The organism is Tolypothrix sp. FACHB-123 (genome assembly GCF_014697075.1).
GTDB lineage: Bacteria > Cyanobacteriota > Cyanobacteriia > Cyanobacteriales > Nostocaceae > Aulosira.
Map to the genome: position 1 here is coordinate 1 of NZ_JACJRE010000031.1, position 24,159 is coordinate 24,159.

Consider the following 24,159-nt stretch of genomic DNA (forward strand, 5'->3'; position numbering starts at 1 on the left):
CTCTATTTGCTGGGAAGTTAAATGATTTTTTGCTGGCATTATTCCATTTTTTGACTGAATTCGGCTTTTTATTATACCCTATTTAAATGCTGAACAGCTTATTTTGTTCATTGATGGCAGAATGCAAAAGCTTTCTTTTTGGCCTTTTGCTTTAGCATCAATGGCTTCAGGCGTGCTAGGACTTATACCTTATTTAGCTTTACGGGAAGCGAATCAAGAATTTTCTGGAGAAAAAGATGCTTTCTTAAATCTGCTGGATTCGCGGTTTTTTGGTATTGTTTTGAGTTTCAGTACAATTATCATACTTACCTATGGATTAACATTAGGTAATTGGGCTGATTTTGTGCAACAATTCCAGAGCGATCGCTTTATTCATGGCATGAGTTTAGCATTTTGTCTTTTCTGCCTTTTATTCCCCACTGTTTTGGTTGATGATATGGCGCGTCGCGGTTGGAATAGTTCTCAAGTATTTTGGGTTATTACATTAATTCCCCTATTGGGTGCGCTGGTTTATCTTTGTCTGCGTCAACCTTTACTAGGATTTCGGAATCAAACATCGCGTGTTTAAATTTCAGAACATCTAGCCATAGTCAGAAGGTTTTTTTGAATTTTTTGTCCAAACTTAAGTTGTACACAGCAATCAAAAAGCGAAAACCTTTTTATTTCAAATATGGCTCCTACTGTTCTAATTACAGGTGCTTCCCAAGGTATTGGTAAAGCAACAGCGTTATTATTTGCCCGTAAAGGATATCAGTTAGTTTTAACATCTCGAAATGCTGAAAACCTAGAAAATACTGCACAAGAAATCAAAAACTTAGGTTATTCAGCACCATTAACTATAACTGGCGATGTCACTAATCCATCTCAGGTAAGTACCGTAATTGAAACTGCGTTGAATAATTATGGCTATATTGATGTTTTAATTAATAATGCAGGCATCTTTGCATCTGGGCCTGTTGAGCAATTTTCTCTTAACGATTGGCATCAGGTAATAGATACTAATTTATGGGGTTATATTCATACAATTAATGCTCTTTTACCTCATTTTTTGGAGCGAGGCAAGGGAACTATAGTTAATGTTAGTTCTATAGGCGGTAAAGTACCTACTGCTTATTTAGTTCCTTACTGTACGAGTAAATTTGCTGTGACTGGATTAACAGAAGCGCTACAAGCAGAATTGAAACCAAAAAATATTGATGTTTGTGGAATTTATCCCAATCTCATTCAGAGTAATTTTTTAGATAAGGCAATTTTTCGCGGTAAGGATCTCCAAGACTTAAATCAGCGTCGCGAACAACTGGAGAATGTGATCAAAAACCCTGTAGTTGAAAAGCCTGAGGATGTAGCTAATGCTATATGGGATGCAGTTGAGAATAAAAAATCAGAAATCCTAGTTGGCTCTGCAAATTTTTCCCAAACTCTTTATCGCCTATTTCCTGGCTTTATCAAGTGGATTTCTCAGAAAACATTGAAGAATCAAGATTTATCATCAAATCTCAAATCAACAATAACCAAGTAGTAGAAACTACAGGTTATTCAATCTTAATTCTAATGAGCCGCTACTACCTCTATGGGGAGGAATTGTCTTATTTTTATTTCCCGCAGAGGTTTTTTGAGGGCTAGGAATGGGCATAGGATTTAAAATAGAATTTGGTGAAATTGATTGATTAGCTGCTTGTAATTCCTCCTTTAACAGTTTCTGATAAATTCGCGGTAAAGAGCTACTAATAGAATTAGTTTCTATACCGTAGCCAAGACTTGTCCAAGTAGGTGATAAACGTTTTAAAACATCATTTAACTTACCTTGATATAGCAGTTGGGTAATATCAGTTCCCCAAACTTTAGAGTCAATTAACCAACGGTAAACCACCACATCTTGATACTCGGCTTCAAAACTATAAGCAATCCAAAACATAAAATTCATCGGTTTTGGATGATATCGTGGTGCAATTCGATACCAAGTTGTATTGATAATTTGATATCTTCCCGCAGCAGTGGAACAATTTCCCTTGTTAGGGCCAGTAACAATAGTGACACAAATTTCTGGATGACGGCTGAGGTCACGCACCTGCTGACCGCCATAAAGTAGAGAATAGGGACGTTTACTGTTGGCTTCACTGGCGGAAATCGTTCGCATTAAGGCGCGGATATAAGGATCGCCACCTTTCATTACCAGGGGTGGTTGTTGAGCTTCAAAGATAGGATCGCCTGGCGATCGCAATTCTCCATTTATATACCATTGAAATAAGTATACGAAGCCGAGAAGTGCAGCTATCGGGCCAATCAGTTTTTCAACACCCTTAAATTTAAAATTTTTCAGAGTTTGACTCCTTAATATTTGCTTGTTAGCTAACAACAATAGTCAAGGCGATCTTTCGTCAAAGTTCACCGCAGCATTGCTGCGTCTTATGTGAACTTGACAACTGATAACTTTCTCCAAAGGCGCGAACTTTGTCCAGACAGGTTAAACCCATCCATGTTAACGCAAGATTTAGCAATCTATAGTCAGATCAGGCGACATTAGCAAACAATTCACCAAAGCTTTTAGCTGGCGCATCGGCTTTAGAGACAATCTCGGTAATTTTATTCCTTGAGCCTGGTTCAAATAGTGCTTCTACACAAACCTGAGCAACTTTCTGCCGAGGAATGCTACCATCAAACAACGTATCAGCACCCTGCATCACTATCGGGTTGGAGTTATCTTCATTCTTCAACCCACCTGGACGGACAATGGTATAAGTTAAACCGCTTTTTTGCAAGTACTCCTCAGCTTGTTTTTTCCACACCAAAATTAGCCAAAACAAATTTAATGGATGGAATAACATAGAAGTACATAAAGAAGTAACTAAGACAAAATGCTCTATTCCTTTGGCTTTAGCAGCATCTACTAAATTTTTTGTCCCTTCAAAATCTACCTTGTAAGGCCCAGTCAGATCAAAGCTGGGTTTTGCACCAGTGGCGCACAGCACAACTGTGCTATCACCTAAAGCCGCAGTCAGGGTTTGGGGATTTAACACATCACCCACCACCAAATCTACCTCAGCAGGCAAAATTCCTTGAGCTTTCTCAGTATCCCTGACTAAAGCGCGAACGGGAATATTGCGTGCTATCAGTTCTTGTACAATGCGCCGACCTGTTTCACCTGTGGCCCCTGCTACAAATGCTTTCATGATAAACGCTATCCTGGGAAACTAATATGTGATTGTTCAGTTCTTTATTGTAGTGATTCTACGAAGTCCATGACAGATTCATGAGGATTCCGTCAAAATAGAATCCAAGTGCGAAATGACCCACGTAAGCTGGGAACGATTAATATAGACCAACGCCAAAGGATGCAGGAACGCATTTATGCTTTCAAGAAACGGCGAATATCAATCATTAGAAATAAAAGAAACAGTTTTACCTGTGGCGTCTCATCTAACAGAAGCTGAGGACGCACTGACAGGAGTAGCACAAGCAACGCCAACTAAATTTTATGGTTGCTACAGCGATTATATGGAAATGTCTGCACCAGCAGATCTAGTTGCTGAGTATTTGAATACTCATGCTTCATGGTTTGCGCGCTGCGCTGAACCTATGAAAGTGCAACCACTAGGAGAAAATGGCTACGCTTTAATAATTGGCCGTTTTGGTTCTTTTGGCTATGAAGTTGAGCCGAAAATTGGTTTGGAATTATTACCAGCCGATGAAGGAGTCTACCGTATTCGTACTATCCCCATACCTGATTACCGCGCACCAGGTTACGACGTAGATTATCGAGCATCACTGAAATTAGTAGAAAATTTGGCTGAAGTTCCCAGTAAATTTGCTGAAATGACAAGAGTCGAGTGGGAATTGGATTTGACTGTGGAACTTCACTTTCCCCGGTTTATTCAGCGATTACCCAAGTCTTTAATTCAATCTACAGGCGATCGCTTACTTAACCAAATCGTCCGTCAAGTTTCTCGGCGCTTAACTCGCAAAGTCCAAGAAGATTTTCATCAATCTTTAGGAATCCCCTTTTCTGCTTCTAAAAAGAAGCGGTAATACAGTCAACAGTCAGTAGGGGCGGGTTTATTGAAAATAATCGTTTATCAGTGAGGATATTTGTGAACCCGCCCGTACAGTTGTCAATAGTCAATAGTCCATAATCCACAATCTATTGACCATTGACTAATGACTAATGACCATTGACTAATAACTATGCATTTGTGAGAATTCTTTGCACAATTTGTACCCCAGTGACGGCTTGCCAAGCAAATAGTCCTAATAGGGTAAAGTTTACTAAAATATGTGTCATTCTTGCCCAATTTGCTCCTTTTTGCATATAAGGAGATAGAGCAGCAGAAAAAGCAATCAGGGTAGTCATCCCTAAACCTGCCAATAGGTGAGGGCCAACAAACAATTTGCCATTATTAATGTAGGTTACAGTCATACCACCAACTGAACCCGCGACCATTAGACCCAAGAGTATAGAGCCAATTTCGTGATGTCTAATGTTATATCTACCTTTAATTAGTTCTTTTTTTTGGTCACCCTGTGCATTTCGAGTACGCTGTACTTGTAGCCCTAAATAAGCAGCATAAATTGATACCGCAAGTAATAACCACATCAGCAGTGGGTGAAAGAAGTTCAGCCAATACTTGGTAGATTGAGAAAGTGCCAAATCCATAGGTTAATCGCCCGATTATTAAATCTTCATAAAAATTAGCATAACTCTATTTCTTTAGATTCGCGGTATGAGGTTGAAAAGAGACTAGGGGTTAGGGAAGATGGATTTTTGTTGTTGATTGTGAATTAGTTGGTGGAGTCTCTTGCAAAAGTGGATAAACAATTTCAGACTGAATTGTGAGGCTAGATCAACAATAACCGTCTGTGCGGAATTTCTCGATGACAGAAAACAATGATATGTTGCTGCTTGCGGCGGCTAAAAGCGGTGATATCAAGCGACTGAATGCGCTACTGGCTGCTGGTGTAAATGTAGACTCGTGCGATCGCGAAGGAACTACAGCGTTAATGTTCGCTGCTAATTTAGGTTACACAGAAATTGTGCGATCGCTCTTAGATGCTGGGGCGAATATTAACCTACCGAGAAAACGTTACCGATTGACAGCTTTAATGCTGGCTGCTAGCGCCAAACAGCTAGATATTGTCAAGCTTTTGATATCTAGAGGCGCAGATGTCAATGCTACCAATGAAGATGGTAGTACAGCTTTAATGGCAGCCGCACTTAAAGGTTATGTCGATATAGTCAAAGTTTTACTAGCTGCTGGTGCCCAAGTTAACATCACAGATAAAGATGATGACACAGCTTTAAAGGTAGCAGTCAAGCAGGGACATGCAGCCGTTGTTGAAGCCTTTATCCAAAGTGGCGCAGATGTCAATACCCAAGATGCAGAAGGTGAAACGCTGTTAACAATCGCCGTAGACTTGGGACATCTAGCAGTTGTGAACACACTTTTAGCGGCTGGAGTTGATGTCAACGCAGAAAATCAAGATGGTGGAACTGCACTATCAGCCGCAGTCGCCGCAGGAAACATAGAAATTGTCACCGCTTTATTAGATAAAGACATTGATATCAATCACCAAGATAGTGATGGTGAAACACCTTTACATATTTCGGCGGTGGAAGGCTATTTAGATATAGCCCAAGCTTTACTAAACCGAGGCGCAAATGTGCATATTAAAAATAACCTGGGCGATACACCCATACTGTTAGCTTCATTACAGGGACACAGCCAAATCGTAGAAGCACTTCTACGCTACGGTGGAGACATTCATGACAAAAATTTGGGTGAGATACCTTTAACCCTAGCTGCATTTCAAGGACACAGCCAGACAGTGAAAGTATTACTAGATAACAGTGCCGATCCTAACATCCCAGCAGAAGACGGAAAAACAGCTTTGCTCAAAGCAGCACAAAGAAATCATCCAGCAGTTTTGCGGTTATTAATAGCTAAAGGCGCAAATGTAAATTTTCAGGATTCAGCCGGAGCTACAGCGTTGATGTGGGCGGCTTCAGGGGGTTTTCAGCAGTCATTACAAGCGTTAATTGAAGCGGGGGCTGATGTCAATTTAAAAAATCGCGGTGGTTATACTGCTTTGATGATTGCTGACTTTAATGGATTTAGAAGTATAGTGCGGAGTTTGCAAAAAGCTGGGGCGCAAGAGTGATATAAATTTTAGATTTTAGATTTTGGATTTTGGATTTTGGATTGTTGATTACAGACTTGAAAAGCTGTTCCCTATTCCCTACTATAGATGTGAATAATCACACCCCCGACTGATTTAACCTCTATCTACAATTGCCAAACTGGCAGTGTATGTATGGCTTGTCAAAATTTACAAGCATAGAGAGGTGAACAGCATGGTTGAATCTTGGATAGTGATTGGGGCTGTCACATTTTTTATTGCACTTGGTAGTTTCTTCATTACTCCCCGTGATGTTAAATGGTTTGCGTTGTTAACTCGTCCCCAATGGCTAATTTTTGAGCCATTAATCCCCTTTATTTGGACGATAATTTTTGTTTGCGGTGCAGCTTCAGCTAATATCGTCTGGCAAAAAAATCCCGGAAGTGCAATTACCTGTTTGCTAATGGGTTTGTACCTTTTATTAGAGATAATTACTGTGGCTTATATACCTCTAATGTTGAGGTTACGTAGTCTAGACGTAGGGGAAAAGATTGGGCTAGCAGGTTTAATTTTCAGCGTTGTTCTGGCGGTTTGTGTTTTCCCAATTTCTTGGATAGCAGCGCTATTACTGGTTCCTTATTTGCTTTGGAGTCCTATCGGAACATATACGACTGATGAGTTAAGACAGCTAAATCCTGAAGATGCGTAGTCCTGAAACAATGCGACCGATGGTAGGGGCATGGCAGTGCCATGCCCTTTAGAATATATTAATGTTCCACAAACCCTATTTAAATTGGCATGAGGCTAATCATGCGATCGCGTGACAAATCAACCAGCCTTTTACATCATTATAATCACGTTTGAGATACATATTTTACATCGGCTATAATTGCTAAATTAAGGATTTGAAAGAAATAGAAGATTTAGCTATGACAAGCGGTGTCTATATAATGACTAATAAAATTAATGGGCGTAGATATATCGGCTATAGTGAAAATATTGAGTATCGTTTTGAAGACAACAGGAAAGTACTTCAAAACGGTAAATTTACTCCAAATAATATACTGTTAATCAATGACTATCAGCAGTTTGGAGAAGAAGCTTTTATTTGTGGAATCTTGGAAGTTACTGTTAATAATAAATCACTGATGAATCAGCGAGTCGATTACTGGAAAAAGATAATTCAACCTGAGTACAATCACTAAACAAGTTAAACTGTGAGAAAAATCATTCTCAAGTAACTTGAAACTTAATCAATGAAAGTCAGAACTGCTACCCCTGATGATGTCTCGCTGATTTTCTCATTCATTAAAAAGAAAGCGGACTTTGACCGCAATATTGGCGCTTTTTCTGGTGTTTTGCAAGCTTCAGAAGACAAAATCCACAAAACGCTATTTAGTGCAATTCCTTTTGCTTACGTTTTGTTTGCAGAGATTGCAGAACGTGAAATTGGATTTGCTTTATATGGATTTAGATACTCATCATTTGCAGGACAACCGAGTATTTGGCTGGATGATTTATATGTAGATGATAACATGAGAAGCCAAGGAGCCGGAGCAGCTTTAATGAGTCGTCTGGCGGAAATCGCCAAGCAAAATGATTGTACACATATTGCTTGGAATGCTGATGCACGCAACACTCGCGGTTTAAGTTTTTATCATCGGTTAGGTGCAAAAATTACCGAACAGAAAGGTAATCGCTGTTTTTTAATCTGGACTCCATAGGCGCTCCAACTAAGTATTAACTAGCTAATCATTCATACTTGCATTCACTGTATTTTTACATAAATTTTCTGACTGAGAAAATGCGATCGCTCTCACCACTTAAAAACCCCATGCCCTATACCTAGTAAAAATTTAATGATAATGATAAACATTTTCAATAAATTTTATATTTTTATAAATACGCCAGCAGACTATACTACCGCTAAAGCCTATGTTTATGGCTTTTTTTCAACCTCTGACTAGATAAATTCTCAGCTTGACTTATGGATTAGGTTAAGAGAAACTTACTAAAGACCAATGTACAGACTTGCAAAATTAATAATTTTTGTAAATTTTCTGAGATATATATTTTGAGAGATGGAACATTAGTTAACAAATGGCAACTTTGTATCTAAAGTAAAAATGTTCCGACGGCTATATAAATAGCCCTCTACTAAAGCAGTACAATTCAAGCGTACTAATCGTGGTTGGCCAAGAGCATGGAGACATTAGAGTTCATAATTTATCCAGATGGTCGGGTACAAGAGAAAGTCACTGGGATTATAGGTGCTTCTTGTGCTGAAGTCACAGCAGCTATAGAAGAGCAGTTGGGACAGGTGCTTACTCATGAGCCAACCTCTGAGTTTTTTGCCACTATGGTACAGCAAGCCGGCGTGGCCAATACGCAAACCACTTTGAGTGATTGGTAATTGTTCAAAATAGTTTAGTGTCGTTAATTCACCACCGCCATGTCACACTTTAGCCAAATTAAGACTCAAATCCGTAACCTCGACTCTTTAAAAGATGCTTTATCAGAATTAGGTATAGACTGGAAACCAGGCCCGCGTGAGGTACGTGGCTATCGCGGTCAAACCCATCCTGCGGAAATTTCCATTGAGCAAGAAAATGGTTATGATATCGGCTTTAGATGGAATGGCCAAGAATATGAATTGGTAGCTGACTTGCAATATTGGCAACAAAATCTTTCTGTTGATGGATTTTTGCGCCAAGTGACTCAGCGTTATGCATATCAAACAGTTGTGAAAGAAACTGCTCGTGTTGGCTTTCAAGTTGCAGAACAAAAACAACAAGAAGATGGTTCAATTCGTCTGGTAGTACAACGCTGGAGTGCGTAATGGATGACTTTCTGCCGTCACCGGAAGAACAAGAAGAAAATCGCTCTGGTTTAGAACCAGAATTAGGCGGTTTTTTAAGAGATGCGCCAGAACGCTCTGGTTTGGAACCGGAATTAGGCGGAATGCTGCGTCAAAAGGGTGTTTATGTTGACGAAATCACCTGTATTGGTTGTAAGCACTGCGCTCATGTCGCCCGTAATACTTTTTACATTGAACCAGATTATGGGCGATCGCGTGTAGTTCGTCAGGATGGAGACGCAGAAGAAGTTATTCAAGAAGCAATAGATACTTGTCCCGTAGATTGCATTCACTGGGTTGATTACACCGAAATCAAAAAATTAGAAGAAGAACGCAAATATCAGGTAATTCCTGTGGTCGGTTATCCAGTGGATCATGCTGTTGCTTCTACAGAACGGCGGCGTAAAAAGCAAAAATTAAAAACCAAAAAATCCCGTTATTAAATGAGAATTACTTATGCATAATTAAGGATTCGACATCAATTACTGGGAAACTTAAATCTGTTTACTTATCCGCCAAGATTCTAGAATTCAATTAAGAATTCTGACTTTTTAAAATAGCAAATGCAATCAAAAAAATTAAGGGCTGGTTTTACCAGCCTATTTTGTTTGTTTTAATTGTATCGAATCCAAACCCTTGATATATAGGGCTATTTTATTTTTGAATTTTTAATTTTGAATTAGTATTAACGAGTTATTTTCAAAGTAAAATTTGAGCTTACGGAAAATTTAAACCCACTTTAGTCAACTGTACGATATAGCTAAATGGTCAAGCAATTTACCGCAAGTACTCAAACTTTTACTCAGAAAAACTGATTTTCTCAATGGCATTAAACTTTCCCTAAATTATTAATTTTCTGGGAAGATTTGGACTTTGCCATCAGGACTAAGTACCGCTCGCATTCTCATATTTTGCCCAGTTTTATTGGCTGAGACAAAAGGCGCTCCGATATTAGGCATTCCTGTATTATTCACAAATTCTCGGGCTGCTTTATTTAAAGGAAAAATGCGTTCAATGGTACCGTCAACATTGACTATCAAACTATACTCTAGAGTTTGTCGCAATCCAGAAGGTGGTTGCCAGCGTTTTTGGAGAAATTGTCTAGCTTCTGATATCTGAGGTGTATCAAATAATGTGCTATCGCTGGTTGGCTGGTTAGATGAGGCTGTTTGGCGTTGATTGCGCAATTTTTCAACTAGGGGATTAGTGCTACCTGTGACTGTAGAGGTAGTAGACGCAGGATTGTAAGCTCCATCTACCTTGGCTGAACTTGCTGTTTCATTGGGGATGGTGGGAAGTGGTGGCGCTGTTGTGACAACATTTGGATTTGAATTAACAGTGCCTCTATTAGCAGCTAAGCTGGGTGGTAATTCCCGCCTTTGAGGCAAAGCAAGTTCCGCTGGGTTAGTTGCACCTGGACGGTTAGCTGTCGGATTTGGTTGAATGGCGACTTGCTGTCCACCAGTAGCAGGTACTTTAAAAGGGGAATTAGCAGTAAGCGTTGGGTTAGCTGGTTGAGGGACGCCAAATACACTGCCAGCAGCAGATGGCTGAGTACTTTTAGGTAAATTAGAACTAGCGGTTGTTTGTGATGTAGGGAGGTTAGCATTCGGTAATGCTGAGGGATTGGCAACAGTAGAACTAGGCGCGGTTGGCAGTGCTGTAGGTACTACAGGAAGTGGCTGAGTAGAGCCTATGGGAGGTACTGGGGGTAAATTGTCTGGGGGTAAAAGTCCAGCTTCTGGGTTGAAAGATGGCGAAGGCTGAAGGGCAATTTCTGGTGATTCTGAAGTGCTTGTTGTTGCAACTTGCTGTTTAGGCTTGGTGTTATTTACATATTGCCAGGTAATAGGTAACAAACCTACTCCTAAGACTAATACAGCTGCTACAGGTGCCCAAGTAGGGAAGCGGACAGTGGAACTGCGAGTATTTTCTAAAGTTGGCAACGCCATGATATCTGCTGAGTATTCATCTAAGGCAGTTGCTAAATCAAATAGTTGTAGCAGACTGAGTTGAATTACTGGCCCGGATGTCTGATTAGCCAGGGAACCAAGGAACAGATTGTGATTTAAATAGCTGCTTGGTTCTAAATATATTTTGGTTTGTGGTAGGTAAGTAGGAAAAGATTTGATTGATTTAGTAGTAGCCGGGACAGAAGAAGCGGCAAAATCTGTTAATTTTGAATCATCAGCTACTTTACTAGAGTCTTGCGGCCCGGTGAAACTGAGCCAAAAACTTTCTGGAGATTGGTGCAAAAATTGCTGAACGTAGGTGGTGACAGCATCACACAAAGCTTCAAGTTGATCGCGATCGCCCCGAATTGGGAATCTGCTTTCTTCTGGCAGTCGCGGATCGTCAAAACGCAGCTCAAAGCTTAACTGCTTGAGGACAGTTTTGCCCATCCACCGAGACAAAGCTGAGTCTTCTGCGAAGACTTCTAGTGTACAAGTGGGGGGTGTGTAGCGACGAATGACAGAATTTGATAGAGGCATGGCAGAAACTGCGAAGGAGATGATTGGTGATTTTTGATTTGGGATTTTGGAGGAGCAATCTAAAATCGAAAATCTAAAATTGCATCGAACGATCTATAAGTGCTAACCACAAACGGCGGTGCCCACCGGGGGCGCTATAAAACAGTAAATCGACCAGCAGTTTAAGTGCCAGATGGGTGAGTAAATCAGTGGAAATTTTATCGTCCTCTTCCATTCGCTCTTGGTAAGTGTTGCAAAAAGCATCAATATAATCTCCAAGTAAAGCGGTTTGGTGAGGTTCCTGGTTATTTTCCGCCATTTGTTCTAATAGACCAACAGCACGGCGAATTAATTCTTGGTGCTGTTTGGCAAGGTAGCAGATGATGAGAACTAGCGATCGCGCTTCTTCTACATCAAGTTTTTTGCGTCCTCCTTGTCCTTTGCGTAGCGGATTCGACTGGCGCAATCGCCATAAAGCCACGCGATCCGGCACTCTTGACTCCAAATTCAACTCGATTGCTGCCGAGAGCATCGCCTCGGAACCAATGCCAGTTAAAGTTTCCAGCGCCAACAGCACTAAGTCCAATTGGGTTTTAATATTGTCCCACTGAACCGTGTTCGGGGCTGGGAGTTTAATTAAATCCTCCCACTGGGAATTTGGAGTGGCTGAATTAGTGGCCGAGTGCATAACTTTTAGCATAGGTGATCGGGCTAATAGGGACGGTTGCTGTTACCCATTTTGAAACAGACTCTTAAGCATTTAGGTTAGTTTCCTCTAGCTATCTTAGTCAGAAGCTTTAGCTTGCTTTCTCACTGTGGTAATCAGCTTGTATCTCTGTCTTACTCTAAAGGAAAATTTATTTTCTACAAAGTAGAAATATATTATTGGGGCATGGGGCATTGGGCATTGAAACAATTTTGGATTTTAGATTTGCGATTTTGGATTTCAATCTAAATAATCTAAAATCTAAAATCTAAAATCTAAAATTCCTTGTCCCCCTACTCCACATAGGCAACGGTAACACCGCTACCACCGTCTACTTGTTCTGCTGCTTCGTATTTGCTGACTCTGGGGTGCTGCTGTAAATAGGTATGCACGCCTTGCCGTAGTTTCCCTGTACCGTGTCCGTGAATAATCCATATCGGGCCTATTGCTTCGGAAATTGCCTTATCTAACAATAATTCAGCGTCAGCGACCCGTTTTCCGCGCAAATCTACTGTATTTTTAGAAGTCCGAATTGCTAAGGCTGGTGGGGCTGCTGGGGTAACTGGTGCGGGTGCTGGTTTAGCTTTGACAGTTGGTTCAGCTTTTTGACCATCTAAAGATTCCACATCTTCCAGCTTGACTGTCATTTTCATAATGCCAAAACGCACAGTCAAGTCTCCATCTTCATCAGGAGCAACTAATACTTCTGCTGTTTGCCCAAACTGAGACAGCCGGATGCGATCGCCTACTTTGGGCATAAATCCGGCTTTGGGTTTGGCTGGCGCTGCTGGCTGGAATTTCTGCCCTATTTGATTGAGGGCGTTAGTTGCTTGCTGGGCATCTTGGGCGGTGGGTGTACCTTGCTGCAACCGCCGGATGACTTGGGCAATTTCACCTTTGGCTTGGGCGATCGCTTGTTGTACTGCTGCTTCTTGAGAAGCCTTTAACCCACGTTCCCTTTCTTCTAAATTGGCAGCTTTGGTTGATACTTCCTTATATAACCGTTCTGCTTGCTGCAACAATTTTTGAGCTTCTGCTGCTTTGGTTTCTTGGCGGCGGCGTTGCGCTTCTAAGCCAGCAATTACTTGGTTAACTTCGTCGGTTGCGCCTCCCAAGTGCGTTTTCGCCTGTTCGACAACTTCTTGTTTTAAACCTAAACGCCGAGCAATTGTCAAGGCGTTGGAACGTCCAGGAATGCCCCATAACAAGCGATAAGTTGGCGATAGAGTACTTTCGTCAAATTCGACTGAGGCGTTTTCAAAGCGCTCATCTTCGTATTTCAGCGCTTTAAGTTCGCCAAAGTGGGTTGTGGCTACTGTCAGTCGGGTGTGGTTAGCTAAATGCTGCAAAAGTGCGATCGCTAAAGCACTACCTTCTGCTGGATCTGTACCTGCCCCTACTTCATCTAGTAATACTAGGGATTGGGCATGGGGCATTGATGATTCTTCTTTGTCCGCAGTCCCTGGTTCCACGCTTCCTAAAGCATCCAAAATCCGACTAATCCGGCGAATATGACCGGAAAATGTCGATAAGCTTTGCTGTAATGATTGTTCGTCACCTATATCGGCTAATACTTGGTCAAACCAAGGTATTTCTACAGGTTCGCGAGCGGGAATAAATAAACCCACCTTCGCCATTAATGCCGCCAAAGCTAAAGTTTTTAAGGTAACAGTCTTACCGCCAGTATTTGGCCCGGTAATCGTCACTACCCGAATTATCGGATTAATCAGCAAATCTACGGGTACTACTGGTGAACTTTGCTCGTGTTGATGCTGCCACACTAACAACGGGTGACGCAGTTGGCGTAAGGTAATACTTTCTTGCTGTTCCCAGCTAATAAATCTGGGCGGATTCGCACCTAACCAAAAACTGTAACGCGCCCTAGCTGTAGCCAGATCCAAGGTAGTCACAATTGCTAATAACCTTTCTAAATCTGGTTTAACTGCGGCTACTTGTTCTGTTAAAGCGCGACGAATAACTTCTTCTTCTGTTTGCTCTCTTCTAATGGCTTGGCGTAATTGGTTACCTACAGGGACGATGCTGTTCGGTTCCACATACAGGGTAGCGCCACTGGTAGAGGTATCGTGGACAATACCGGGGATAACGTCTTTGTGTGTCGCTTTTACCGGGATGACATAGCGATCGCCTCTTTGGGTAATTAATTGCTCTTGGACTGCGCTAGATTTTGCTTGTAAAATATTTTGCAGCTTTTGGGTAATTTGACTACGTAATCTCCGCAAGTCCGTGCGAATTTCTCCTAGTTTTTGGCTAGCGCGATCGGTTACTTGTCCCCGTTCGTCAATACAACGGTGAATTTCCTGCTCAAGTTCGGGATAAGTGCGTAAATCGGCAACCAACTCCATCAGGATAGGTACATCTTCTTGGTTGTCAATTATCCGGCGTAAATTCCTACTACCAGATAGGGTAGTCGCGATCGCTAACAGTTCATCTCCTGCCAAAATCCCTTGGAGTTCTGCGCGTTCGAGAGAATCGCCAATATCCTGAATTCCCTCAAAGGATAGGCTGGGGGATAGACGGCTCTCTAGTTGGTAAACTTCTTTTGTTTGCTCCAACAACTGAGTACTTTGGGACTGGGAGTCGGGAATTTGTAGCTGACGTGATGCGATCGCCCCTAACTTAGTTGCCGCAAAGGTCGCAAGATGCTGGCAGAGGCGATTCCATTCTAATAGTTCTAAGGTTTCAGCTTGGATCAAGGCTTCATTATCTAATCTCAATCTATGGTAACAATTCTGGCTCCCATAGCGCCCTTGTCGATCAAAGATAGTTCTGAAAATACCTTTTTTTAGGTATGTCCAAAAAATAAATTATTCCAAGTGAGTCCCTTAGGCGATCGCTTTAGCAGTTTTTTGTAGTGCGATCGCTCTTGTCTTCATCTGCTGCCAAAATCCCTGAGACGACTTTACACGGTTCAAAAACCACAGGAATCTAATACCCTTGTGACTGCATCAATAAATTTTTCACCCCAAATGCTTGATAATAAACCACTGGATATAACCAGCAATGATGCAATACTCACTTGCAACAGGTTCCAATCTATGGAAGAAGCATAGGATATTGGGATGATGACCACAAATAGACCCAGGGCTGCACCTCCAAGAAATCGGTAAATGCGCTGAGGAAGAGAATGTTTTTCTGTATCAGTATTTTGATTTTTCATCAAATTTCCCTCACAATTTTTAATAATACAGTATCTACGTATTCTAGATAAAGTTGAACCGATCGGTGGGTGGAGTTTTTTATTTCTGCATTGTGGGTAAAATGCTGGGCACAGAAGATGTGGGCTGACTTTGATAACTTGTCAATCCCAAGTATCCCCAGAACACTACCACCCCAAGCAAAGCAACAATCTGAATAGATTTTTCGACTGTGATAAAAGTGCGTATAAAGTTATTCATCGGTATTCTCACTTCTGGATTGCGTTGGCGTAGCCCGTCGTAGACATCGCGTTGTTAATTTACTTCAATACCTTTAATTATATTTTCGTGAAATTAACACAAACAAAGTCATTAATTAACCTCTGTTTCGCAAACAGGGATGAAAAAAAGGATAATTTGTCTTCCCAAGGTCAGGGTTCAGATATAATTGTGGTTCTTAAACGGTTGCTTTTAAGCGAGAGCTAAAGTTTTTGTTCTTAAAAGATGACAGAAAACCCTTTTGGTACTAGCGGGTGTCAGGGGAGTTCTGGCAGTTGATGTCCTGGCTTATGTCTTTCCTGGTAATAACTGACACATCAAACTAATTATGCCGCAATTAATTGCCCTAACAGTCATCTGCAACCAAGATCGCACAGAAACTAATTAACAAATTTCAGTGATATTTGTCCCTGTGGATATTGACAGTAACTTGAAAAAAAATTGCACCAACTCCGCCCACAATTTGATACCCTAGCTTAAACAAAGATTTGGGAAAAGTTACAGCGTGGACATTCAACTTGGGCGGGGAAAAACAGCTCGAAGAGCTTACGGAATCGATGAGATTGCACTAGTACCTGGTAACAGAACACTCGATCCGAGTTTGGCAGATACCAGGTGGCGGATTGGTAACATTGAGCGCGAAATCCCAATCATTGCCAGTGCAATGGATGGTGTAGTAGATGTGCGGATGGCTGTAAAGTTATCGCAGCTAGGAGCATTAGGAGTTCTCAATTTAGAAGGTATCCAAACTCGCTATGCTGACCCAGATCCGATTTTAGATAAGATTGCGGCTGTGGGCAAAGATGAATTTGTCCACCTGATGCAAGAACTCTATGCTGAACCAATCAAGCCGGAATTAATTGAAAAGCGTATTCAGGAAATTAAGCAACAAGGTGGGATAGCCGCAGTCAGTGCTACCCCAGCTGGAGCCAGTAAATATGGCGAAGTAGTAGCCAAAGCTGGAGCAGATTTATTTTTTGTACAAGCTACAGTAGTTTCTACAGCCCACCTCTCGCCAGAGTCGATTGTGCCCCTGGATTTGGCTGAATTCTGTCGTACTATGCCCATTCCCGTAATCTTGGGAAATTGCGTAACCTACGAAGTGACATTGAATCTATTAAAAGCAGGGGCTGCTGGAGTATTGGTAGGGATTGGCCCTGGTGCTGCTTGTACCTCTCGTGGTGTGTTGGGTGTAGGCGTACCTCAAGCAACTGCGATCGCAGATTGTGCCGCTGCACGCGATGATTACTATCAAGAAACTGGAAACTACATTCCTGTCATCGCAGATGGTGGTTTAATCACCGGCGGAGATATTTGCAAGTGCATTGCTTGCGGTGCTGATGGCGTGATGATTGGTTCTCCCTTCGCTAGAGCCGCCGAAGCTCCTGGACGGGGTTACCATTGGGGAATGGCTACTCCTAGCCCTGTCTTACCTCGTGGTACCCGGATTCGCGTTGCTACCACTGGTAGCCTAGAGCAAATCCTCATCGGCCCTGCTGGATTAGATGATGGTACTCATAATCTTTTAGGAGCCTTAAAAACTAGTATGGGCACCTTAGGAGCTAAAAATATCAAAGAAATGCAACAAGTTGAAGTTGTGATTGCTCCTTCCTTACTCACTGAAGGCAAAGTCTACCAAAAAGCCCAACAACTAGGTATGGGTAAATAAAGGGACTAGGGGTTAGGATCTAGGGTCTAGGAATACGGAACAAATCACTATTGACCATTAACTCTAGAGTCTTGAGTCTTGAGTCTTGATTGTTAAAAAAGTCCAAACTTAAATATCCAAATCCTTCAGGAAATTTTTCCAGCATTTTAAACAATCACTGGAAAAATTACATATGTCGCCTACAATAGAGATAGCGGAGACGCATGTTTCCGTTCACTCCTCACACCACACTCCGCCCGGACTATGTTCGGGCGGTTCCTTATGTTTTTATAAATAAAATTCCCAGGCTTCTTTGCAAATGTACATCCTTCGCTTCTAAGCAGCTGTTTTTGCTATGGTAGAATTTTCACGAAACTCAGAAATATAATTGGCAAAGGTTTTTAGGCATGTCAGCAGCCGCACAAGTCACAGATTCTACGTTTAAGCAAGAAGTACTCGACAGTGAAGTACCTGTTTTAGTTGATTTTTGGGCACCTTGGTGTGGCCCATGCAGGATGGTAGCTCCTGTGGTGGATGAAATCGCCGAGCAGTACAAAGGTCAGCTAAAAGTCGTTAAAGTCAACACTGATGAGAATCCTAATGTTGCCAGTCAGTACGGCATCCGCAGCATTCCCACATTGATGATTTTTAAAGGTGGACAAAAAGTTGATATGGTCGTAGGTGCCGTGCCTAAAAGTACATTAGCTAACACATTGGAAAAGTATCTTACTGCTTGAATCTCAATTGGTAGTAAAATCCTGTTGATTTTTCCATTTGTTCTAATTTTTAGGTCAATATTTGTAAACCAGTTTGCGAGGCGCGGAATTTCGCGTCTCTATCAAACTGTTTGCTGTGGTAAATCTGTGACGATTATTACTGCTAAAGTAATTTTGTTATTCCTGTTGTTACACACATCCTTAGCAGAATTGGCCGAAACAGTGCTGGCTCCTCTGATGGGGCTAGCTACCATTAAAAATACATGAAAAGCCTACCTAACTAGAAAATAATGTTGAGTGTTGACAGTGGTCACGGAGCTAGTCGTACCCTACGGGAAGCAAGCTACGCGTAGCGTCCCGCAGGGAAGTGTTAACTGTTAACTCTTAAGAAATTTTTTCATCCGTTCTGGTGTACGCAGTTCATGATGGCTACTTAATCAGCTTTTTGAATTTTTTATTTTGCAGAAAATCCCTGGCAAAATTCTTGTAATTAGCACCTACCAAGACGAATTTTGCATTTCGCGTTCCCACTAGGGGTAATTGCAGTCTATCGGTATTAGTATTTCGAGGGCGTCAATTAAACCCCATTAAAAACCTGACAACAGCAATCCTCAAAGTCTTGTGACTTTGAATGCGCGAGTCTTGACATTTTGCGATCGCGAAGCATCTCATAGAGAAGCGTTACTAGCGCCTTGGTTGCTCGTTAACCATAGGTGCTTTTTAGTGCGATATATCAAAACTGTTATTCATCAACAAACGTTGCAACAGTTGATACATAGCGCTCCAAAATTAGATAAAATATAATACCATTGTGGCAGCGGTTATCATGGCTTCATCTGCGTCGTTTGATACATTAGAGTCTCTCCAAGCGGACATCGCTGAATTAATCGATCGGTTACCGACGTTAAAAAATCAGCAACTCATCAAACAAGCACTTGCTACCATAGTGCGTTTAGCTGATAGTGACATCGAGCGTCTTGATTGGAAAATATTGTCGGCTGCTTTAGCAGACATGGAACGGGGTTTTCAACTCTTTTATGCCTACCGACACATCCGCAAAGTAACTATTTTTGGTTCGGCTCGCCTAGCACCAGAAACCCCAGAGTATCACATGGCTATGCAGTTTGCGCGCGCTGTTACCAAGTTGGGATTTATGGTAATGACCGGCGGTGGCGGTGGTATTATGCAGGCGGGTCATGAAGGTGCAGGACGAGAAAATTCCTTTGGCTTAAATATTCAATTGCCTTTTGAGCAACAAGCGAATCCTTTTATTGAGGGCGATCCTAAGCTGATTCACTTCAAATATTTTTTCACGCGCAAATTATTTCTGTTAAAAGAAAGCGATGCTGTCGCCTTATTCCCTGGTGGTTTTGGTACCCAAGACGAAGCTTTTGAGTGCATGACATTGAGCCAAACAGGTAAATTCGGCCCTGTTCCTCTCGTGTTAATCGATCATCCTGGTGGCGATTACTGGCGTTCTTGGAGTGAATATATTGATGAGCAGCTAGTGGAAAAAGGTCTGGTAAGTCCTGAAGACCCTAGCCTTTACACGATTACAGACAGTGTAGAGGTAGCTTGCGATGCAATTACGCGGTTTTACCAGGTTTATCACTCTAGCCGCTATGTCGGCGATCAGTTGGTAATTCGCCTCACAACAGATATATCTGAAACTGAAGTAGATAAACTCAATGCTAACTTTAGCGACATTCTCGTGAAAGGCAAAATCGAAAAGAGTCAGGCTTTATCTCAAGAAGGACAGGATGAAACAGTGGGATTACCTCGTTTGATTCTCTACTTCAATCAACGGGATTTGGGACGTTTATATCAGATGATTGCAGCGATTAACCAAATGGGTGTACATACCGTAGAAGAAACAGGTCATCCAGAACGCAAGTAGACTAGAGGGGGTGGGTTTGCCACCCTACCATCGCTACTAGTACAGGAATCACACAAGAATTTATCAGTAGTGATGCGGATAATATTTAGTTTTCTCTACATAAAAAATTAGTATAATTACGTACCCTGAGAACGCGCCAGAAATGTATTTTTAGCTGTATGATAAGCAGCAAATAGATGTCCTCAAACAGGTAATATTTCATCTTTAACAGGTGGACAATTACCTAAAATGAGGACTAAACTAACTGATGCAGATTCAGCCTTCTGCCTAAAGATAGAATTTCGACCTTATTTTAAAGATTTTATGTGTCAACCTTGTAGCTTTACTCATAAAATCAAAAATAAGGCCAAGTTTTGCATAAACATACTAGCCTAAATAAATTAAATGAGTTCCTTAACAAATCAGGGTGGAAAATTTATCACTAAATTAAAAATGGCAGATCGAATAAACGATATCGCTTGGCAAGCACACCAAGGTAGCGTTGCGGCGATCATTCAAATATTGAACGAAAAACTAGTTGCATCTGGTGTAAGAACCAGAGCCATATTCTCAGATGGTGTCTTACAACTGCTGTGTGAGGCTGCTACAGTCGAGCAACTAGAACAATCTACTGTAGTGCAAAAAATTAGGCAAATTCTTGAGTCTATTGCACCGCGTAATATTCGCCGCGTGAATATTAATAGTCGGATTGTCAGGGAACAACAATTACTTTGGTTGACGGAAATTTATCGCGATCGCGATAGTCAATTGCTTTGGTCAGAGGAAATTACTTTACCGCAACCGGGTCTAATTCAGCAAATAATTAATGATTTTCAAAATCTCAAAGAGACTAAAAGTGAATTAGCTCAAGTCAGCTTACCAAAGCCAAATTCTTTGCGATTTGTCATCTTTAAAAGAAGACATCGCCGCCGAAGCCAGAATAAATTCCTGAGTAAAAATATACCAAAGCGCTCTCTGCCAATTGAGGTATTAAAAGTCTCTAGCCTATGTGTACCCCTGCTGTTGCTAGTTTGGGGTACTTACAGTTGGTTAGAAGGGAAACAGGAAAGTTCTATTTCTGCACAAACTTCTCAACCCTCATCTGTCAAGCTTCAAGGCGCAACTGTTTCCATTCCCAAAAATACTACTCTTGCTGCAAAAGACCCCTTCAAAGATGCAGTGCGGATTGCTAATCAAGCTTCTGCATTGGGGAAAACAGCCACAACTTCACAGCAGCATTCAGATTTAGCTAATAAATGGCGAGAAGCTTCCAATTTAATGAGTCAGGTGTCACCTAACCATAGTCGCTATCAAGAAGCACAAACCCGCGTTCAGCTATATAAAAAATATGCAGACGCTTCTCAAAATTTAGCGAATAAAAAAGCAGCACCAGCAACAAATCCCAATGTTAGCAAAACTGTTACCACTCCCACTGATGACCCATTTGCAGCCGCAGTGCGGATTGCTAATCAAGCTTCTGCATCTGGGAAAACAGCGACAACTCCCGAACAATGGTCAGCTTTAGCTACACAATGGCAACAAGCTTCGGATTTGATGAGTAAGGTATCATCAAGCCATAGTCGTTATCCAGAAGCGCAAAGCCGTGTTAAGTTATACCAGCAATTTAGTGAGGCGGCTCAATCAAAAGCGCAAAAAGGTCAGTAATGGAATTATATTAAGATGGGGAAATTTACCTCCCCATCTTTGAAATTGTACCGCAGAGGACACAGAGGCACAGAGTTCACAAAAAATTTGAGATTGCTGTAGCTGGACAAAGTATAAGAAAAAAATAGCGATCGCTTTCTTCTGAATCAAGCGACAAATTCAAATATACGATAAATTTTAGGAATATCTTTTACCAAAAAGCTGGGTCTAAAGCCCCATTATTTTAGGACGGCTTTAATTAGCCTAGAATACTTGCATAGATGTTTTCTACGCAAAATGATTGTCTTAGAGTTCAAAGTTGAAGGGAAAACAACTCAATATACTGCTATTGATGAGGCAATTAGAACCATTCAATTTGTTCGCAACAAAGCTATCCGTTTACTGCGCTTACCTGCGAATAGTTAACATCTGGTTCCCCCCTTTTTGAAATTCGTAAGCAACAGGCTGAACCTGAACATCAAATCCTTGATGGGAAAACCTTTGAATCACTGGCTCAAGATAGGGTGATATTTCACAATTAAGTTTCAACAAGGGAAAAATCCGCACCTCTGGAGAGATTTTCAAGAGAGAATCAATAGATGCAATGTGAAAATCTAACGATAGTTGCTCAGAATAAAGAAAGAGTAAATGGGAACACACACATAACTCAAATTGATTGTTGGCTAGTTCTAGATTTGGTAAAGATTGGGGTAAGTAGCGCCCTTCTTTTCTACCAGTTTCATAGTCCGATAAAAATTTCTCCATTGCAGCCAAACGGGCATAACCAAGTTCATCTGCATTACGAAAGTTCTTCCAAATGTAGTTATTTGAATTTTGTTTAACTTGTGTTATTACTGACTCGTAAGTTTCTTGAACTCGTTGTTTGATTTGTTGAGCAGCAAATTCATAGATAGGATCAATCGAAACAACTGAATATCCGAGTTCTGTCATTTCAGCATTGAAGCTTGCAGGGCCATCACCACACCCAAGAATTGATTTATTCAGATCTGCATCTGATAAAGCAAACATCAGCTTGTACTCTTCAAGAGTTCTACCCCAAGGGACAACCTTATCTAATTTCATAAATATTGACCATAAATTACCAGCCTGTAGCTTGTATTATCGCTCTTTGGTATGGCAGGTTGAATTGTTGTTGGTGCGTTTACTTTGTGAGACAACACACCCTACATTAAACTAAATGATTGTCAAAAATACTATGACTTCAGAACATACATTTTCACCAAAGTTTATCCATATATTTTAGAGGGCATGGCGGTGACCTCGCCCCTACTGTCGCATTCTTTTTTCAAATTGGTATAAACACAAGACTGATGCTTATAATCCAACTATTTCAAAGCAAAAAAATACAGCAGATTGCCAGTTTGTGAGGTACAGATTATCGTTTATTGTAGGGGCACTGGCACTGCCATGCCCCGAAGCGCGTACCTCATTTACCGGAAATATGCTGTATGTAGAGACACAAGATAATTATGTCTCTACAGATTATCAAAACTTAATGGATGAATTTACTTAAACACTCATCTCTAACATCCGTTGCATTGGACGCAAAGCTGCTAATCTAATATCTTCAGACATGGTGATTTCCGGAGTCCGATTTTTCATTGCCCAATACACTTTTTCTAAAGTATTTAACCGCATAAACGGACATTCATTGCAATTACAATTATTGATTGGTGGCGCAGGAATAAACCGCTTTTGAGGAGCAAGTTTTTGCATTTGGTGAATGATTCCTGGCTCTGTAGCCACGATAAATTCCTGTGCGGGGCTGTTTTGACAATAGGTGAGTAAAGCTGCTGTAGAGCCAATATAATTAGCGTGGCGCAAGATGCTAGTTTCGCATTCTGGGTGAGCGATCGCTTCTGCTTCGGGATGGGCTATTTTTAACTGGACAATTTTCTTTTCTGAGAAGGTTTCATGGACAATGCAGCTACCATCCCACAGCAGCATATCTCGTCCGGTTTGCTCTATGACATAACGCCCCAAATTGCGATCGGGAGCAAAAATAATCGGCTGATCCTTCGGAATTTGCTGGACAATTTTCACAGCATTGGAACTGGTGCAGATAATATCGCTCATGGCTTTAATATCCGCAGAGCAGTTAATATAAGAAACCACTAGGTGATCGGGATGGGCGGCTTTAAAGGCTGCAAAGGCTTCCGCCGGACAACTATCGGCTAAAGAACAACCAGCATTTAAGTCTGGTAGCAGTACCAATTTATCAGGATTGAGTATTTTTGCTGTTTCTGCCATGAAGTGAACGCCAGCAAAAACGATCGCATCTGCATTGGTATTAGCTGCGGCTTTAGCTAGTTGTAATGAATCCCCAATAAAATCTGCAATATCCTGGATATCTGGCTCTTGATAGTAATGGGCTAATATCACTGCGTTGAGTTCTTTTTTGAGGCTTTCAATCGCCGCAAATAAATCCAGTGGTAGTACACCCGGATGGGTTGTTTCTCGATCGACAAGTGCAGTTTTAAACACAGTTAGGGGTTACTTAAGGTTGCAAGTATTTGTGCTGTGGATTAATTATAGTAGTTTTTACCAAAAAATATAGTGGTTTTCACCAAAAATCCTAGAAGCTTTATGGAAGCGGCGGAGAACTTTATCTTTGCTTGGGGAAAGGGAGATAGTTGCTCCGCCGCTTTGGGCATGGGGCATAGGGGATGGGGCAT

Annotated in this window: 23 protein-coding genes and 2 pseudogenes; 15 read left to right on the forward strand and 10 right to left on the reverse strand. The window is 41.3% G+C overall.

Translation table 11 applies throughout. The annotated features are described in order from the left end of the window. The first annotated feature begins 121 nt into the window (after positions 1 to 121). Both H6G41_RS19855 and H6G41_RS19860 read left to right on the forward strand, forming a co-directional pair. The gene (locus H6G41_RS19855; protein WP_199316229.1) at positions 122 to 568 is read left to right on the forward strand and encodes a hypothetical protein; all 447 of its coding nucleotides are present in this window, start codon (positions 122 to 124) and stop codon (positions 566 to 568) included. A 102-nt stretch (positions 569 to 670) separates the two neighbouring features. Further along, positions 671 to 1,519 (forward strand): SDR family oxidoreductase, encoded by an 849-nt coding sequence (locus H6G41_RS19860; protein WP_190747906.1) that lies wholly within the window; start codon positions 671 to 673, stop codon positions 1,517 to 1,519. 6 nt (positions 1,520 to 1,525) lie between these two features. Here H6G41_RS19860 and H6G41_RS19865 read toward each other — a convergent pair whose 3' ends face one another. Together H6G41_RS19865 and H6G41_RS19870 are read right to left on the reverse strand one after the other, a co-directional pair. Then, positions 1,526 to 2,284, reverse strand: a complete 759-nt coding sequence (locus tag H6G41_RS19865) for a glycoside hydrolase (protein WP_374939438.1) — start codon at positions 2,282 to 2,284, stop codon at positions 1,526 to 1,528. Positions 2,285 to 2,510: 226 nt separating this feature from the next. Further along, positions 2,511 to 3,170: an SDR family oxidoreductase gene (locus H6G41_RS19870; protein WP_190747908.1), complete on the reverse strand. Its 660-nt coding sequence runs from the start codon at positions 3,168 to 3,170 to the stop codon at positions 2,511 to 2,513. Positions 3,171 to 3,348: 178 nt separating this feature from the next. Here H6G41_RS19870 and H6G41_RS19875 point away from each other — a divergent pair, with 178 nt between their 5' ends. Further along, positions 3,349 to 4,026 carry a DUF1997 domain-containing protein gene (locus H6G41_RS19875; RefSeq protein ID WP_190747909.1) on the forward strand — a complete coding sequence of 226 codons (678 nt, stop codon included), beginning with the start codon at positions 3,349 to 3,351 and terminating at the stop codon, positions 4,024 to 4,026. A gap of 154 nt (positions 4,027 to 4,180) precedes the next feature. Here H6G41_RS19875 and H6G41_RS19880 read toward each other — a convergent pair whose 3' ends face one another. Next, positions 4,181 to 4,651: a DUF4079 domain-containing protein gene (locus H6G41_RS19880; RefSeq protein WP_190747910.1), complete on the reverse strand. Its 471-nt coding sequence runs from the start codon at positions 4,649 to 4,651 to the stop codon at positions 4,181 to 4,183. Between the two features lie 218 nt (positions 4,652 to 4,869). On the opposite strand from H6G41_RS19880, the gene H6G41_RS19885 reads away from it, so the two are divergent. From H6G41_RS19885 to H6G41_RS19915, 7 genes are all read left to right on the forward strand, one after another. Beyond that, complete coding sequence (locus H6G41_RS19885) at positions 4,870 to 6,153, forward strand: ankyrin repeat domain-containing protein (protein ID WP_190747911.1); 1,284 nt, start codon at positions 4,870 to 4,872, stop codon at positions 6,151 to 6,153. A gap of 193 nt (positions 6,154 to 6,346) precedes the next feature. Further along, the gene (locus H6G41_RS19890) at positions 6,347 to 6,820 is read left to right on the forward strand and encodes a TspO/MBR family protein (protein ID WP_190747912.1); all 474 of its coding nucleotides are present in this window, start codon (positions 6,347 to 6,349) and stop codon (positions 6,818 to 6,820) included. A 196-nt stretch (positions 6,821 to 7,016) separates the two neighbouring features. Next, on the forward strand, positions 7,017 to 7,316 hold the full coding sequence (locus H6G41_RS19895) for a GIY-YIG nuclease family protein (protein WP_190747913.1): 300 nt from the start codon (positions 7,017 to 7,019) through the stop codon (positions 7,314 to 7,316). 51 nt (positions 7,317 to 7,367) lie between these two features. Then, positions 7,368 to 7,835: a GNAT family N-acetyltransferase gene (locus H6G41_RS19900; protein WP_190747914.1), complete on the forward strand. Its 468-nt coding sequence runs from the start codon at positions 7,368 to 7,370 to the stop codon at positions 7,833 to 7,835. Between the two features lie 479 nt (positions 7,836 to 8,314). Further along, entirely contained in the window at positions 8,315 to 8,524 is a 210-nt protein-coding gene (locus H6G41_RS19905) for a DUF2997 domain-containing protein (RefSeq protein WP_190747915.1), read from the forward strand. Between the two features lie 39 nt (positions 8,525 to 8,563). Continuing rightward, positions 8,564 to 8,950, forward strand: a complete 387-nt coding sequence (locus H6G41_RS19910) for a DUF1257 domain-containing protein (RefSeq protein WP_190747916.1) — start codon at positions 8,564 to 8,566, stop codon at positions 8,948 to 8,950. Continuing rightward, entirely contained in the window at positions 8,950 to 9,411 is a 462-nt protein-coding gene (locus H6G41_RS19915) for a ferredoxin (protein WP_190747917.1), read from the forward strand. Before H6G41_RS19910 ends, H6G41_RS19915 begins: the two co-directional genes overlap by 1 nt. Positions 9,412 to 9,816: 405 nt before the next feature. Here H6G41_RS19915 and H6G41_RS19920 read toward each other — a convergent pair whose 3' ends face one another. The 5 genes from H6G41_RS19920 to H6G41_RS19940 form a co-directional block, all read right to left on the reverse strand. Beyond that, positions 9,817 to 11,460, reverse strand: coding sequence for a DUF4335 domain-containing protein (locus H6G41_RS19920; RefSeq protein WP_190747918.1), 1,644 nt, complete (start codon positions 11,458 to 11,460; stop codon positions 9,817 to 9,819). Positions 11,461 to 11,533: 73 nt separating this feature from the next. Then, positions 11,534 to 12,139, reverse strand: a complete 606-nt coding sequence (locus H6G41_RS19925; RefSeq protein WP_190747919.1) for a DUF3038 domain-containing protein — start codon at positions 12,137 to 12,139, stop codon at positions 11,534 to 11,536. 299 nt (positions 12,140 to 12,438) lie between these two features. Then, a complete protein-coding gene (locus H6G41_RS19930; RefSeq protein ID WP_190747987.1) occupies positions 12,439 to 14,859 on the reverse strand; it encodes an endonuclease MutS2 in 2,421 nt (806 codons plus the stop codon). A 215-nt stretch (positions 14,860 to 15,074) separates the two neighbouring features. Next, complete coding sequence (locus tag H6G41_RS19935; RefSeq protein ID WP_190747920.1) at positions 15,075 to 15,323, reverse strand: hypothetical protein; 249 nt, start codon at positions 15,321 to 15,323, stop codon at positions 15,075 to 15,077. Between the two features lie 79 nt (positions 15,324 to 15,402). Then, positions 15,403 to 15,561 (reverse strand): hypothetical protein, encoded by a 159-nt coding sequence (locus H6G41_RS19940; protein ID WP_190747921.1) that lies wholly within the window; start codon positions 15,559 to 15,561, stop codon positions 15,403 to 15,405. 523 nt (positions 15,562 to 16,084) lie between these two features. On the opposite strand from H6G41_RS19940, the gene H6G41_RS19945 reads away from it, so the two are divergent. The 4 genes and pseudogenes from H6G41_RS19945 to H6G41_RS19960 all read left to right on the forward strand — a co-directional run. After that, positions 16,085 to 17,248: a GuaB3 family IMP dehydrogenase-related protein gene (locus H6G41_RS19945; RefSeq protein WP_190747922.1), complete on the forward strand. Its 1,164-nt coding sequence runs from the start codon at positions 16,085 to 16,087 to the stop codon at positions 17,246 to 17,248. Positions 17,249 to 17,610: 362 nt separating this feature from the next. Continuing rightward, a pseudogene (trxA, locus tag H6G41_RS19950) lies at positions 17,611 to 17,964 on the forward strand (thioredoxin); the annotation flags it as partial. Positions 17,965 to 18,769: 805 nt separating this feature from the next. Beyond that, a complete protein-coding gene (locus H6G41_RS19955) occupies positions 18,770 to 19,840 on the forward strand; it encodes an LOG family protein (protein WP_190747924.1) in 1,071 nt (356 codons plus the stop codon). Positions 19,841 to 20,272: 432 nt separating this feature from the next. After that, positions 20,273 to 21,205, forward strand: a pseudogene (locus tag H6G41_RS19960) (hypothetical protein); the annotation flags it as partial. 666 nt (positions 21,206 to 21,871) lie between these two features. Here the strand turns inward: H6G41_RS19960 and H6G41_RS19965 are convergent. Further along, complete coding sequence (locus H6G41_RS19965; protein WP_190747925.1) at positions 21,872 to 22,546, reverse strand: SAM-dependent methyltransferase; 675 nt, start codon at positions 22,544 to 22,546, stop codon at positions 21,872 to 21,874. Positions 22,547 to 22,847: 301 nt separating this feature from the next. On the opposite strand from H6G41_RS19965, the gene H6G41_RS19970 reads away from it, so the two are divergent. Continuing rightward, positions 22,848 to 22,997 (forward strand): hypothetical protein, encoded by a 150-nt coding sequence (locus tag H6G41_RS19970; protein ID WP_190747926.1) that lies wholly within the window; start codon positions 22,848 to 22,850, stop codon positions 22,995 to 22,997. Here the strand turns inward: H6G41_RS19970 and nadA are convergent. Continuing rightward, on the reverse strand, positions 22,994 to 23,968 hold the full coding sequence (nadA, locus tag H6G41_RS19975; protein ID WP_190747927.1) for a quinolinate synthase NadA: 975 nt from the start codon (positions 23,966 to 23,968) through the stop codon (positions 22,994 to 22,996). The genes H6G41_RS19970 and nadA overlap by 4 nt on opposite strands. Positions 23,969 to 24,159: the final 191 nt, after the last annotated feature.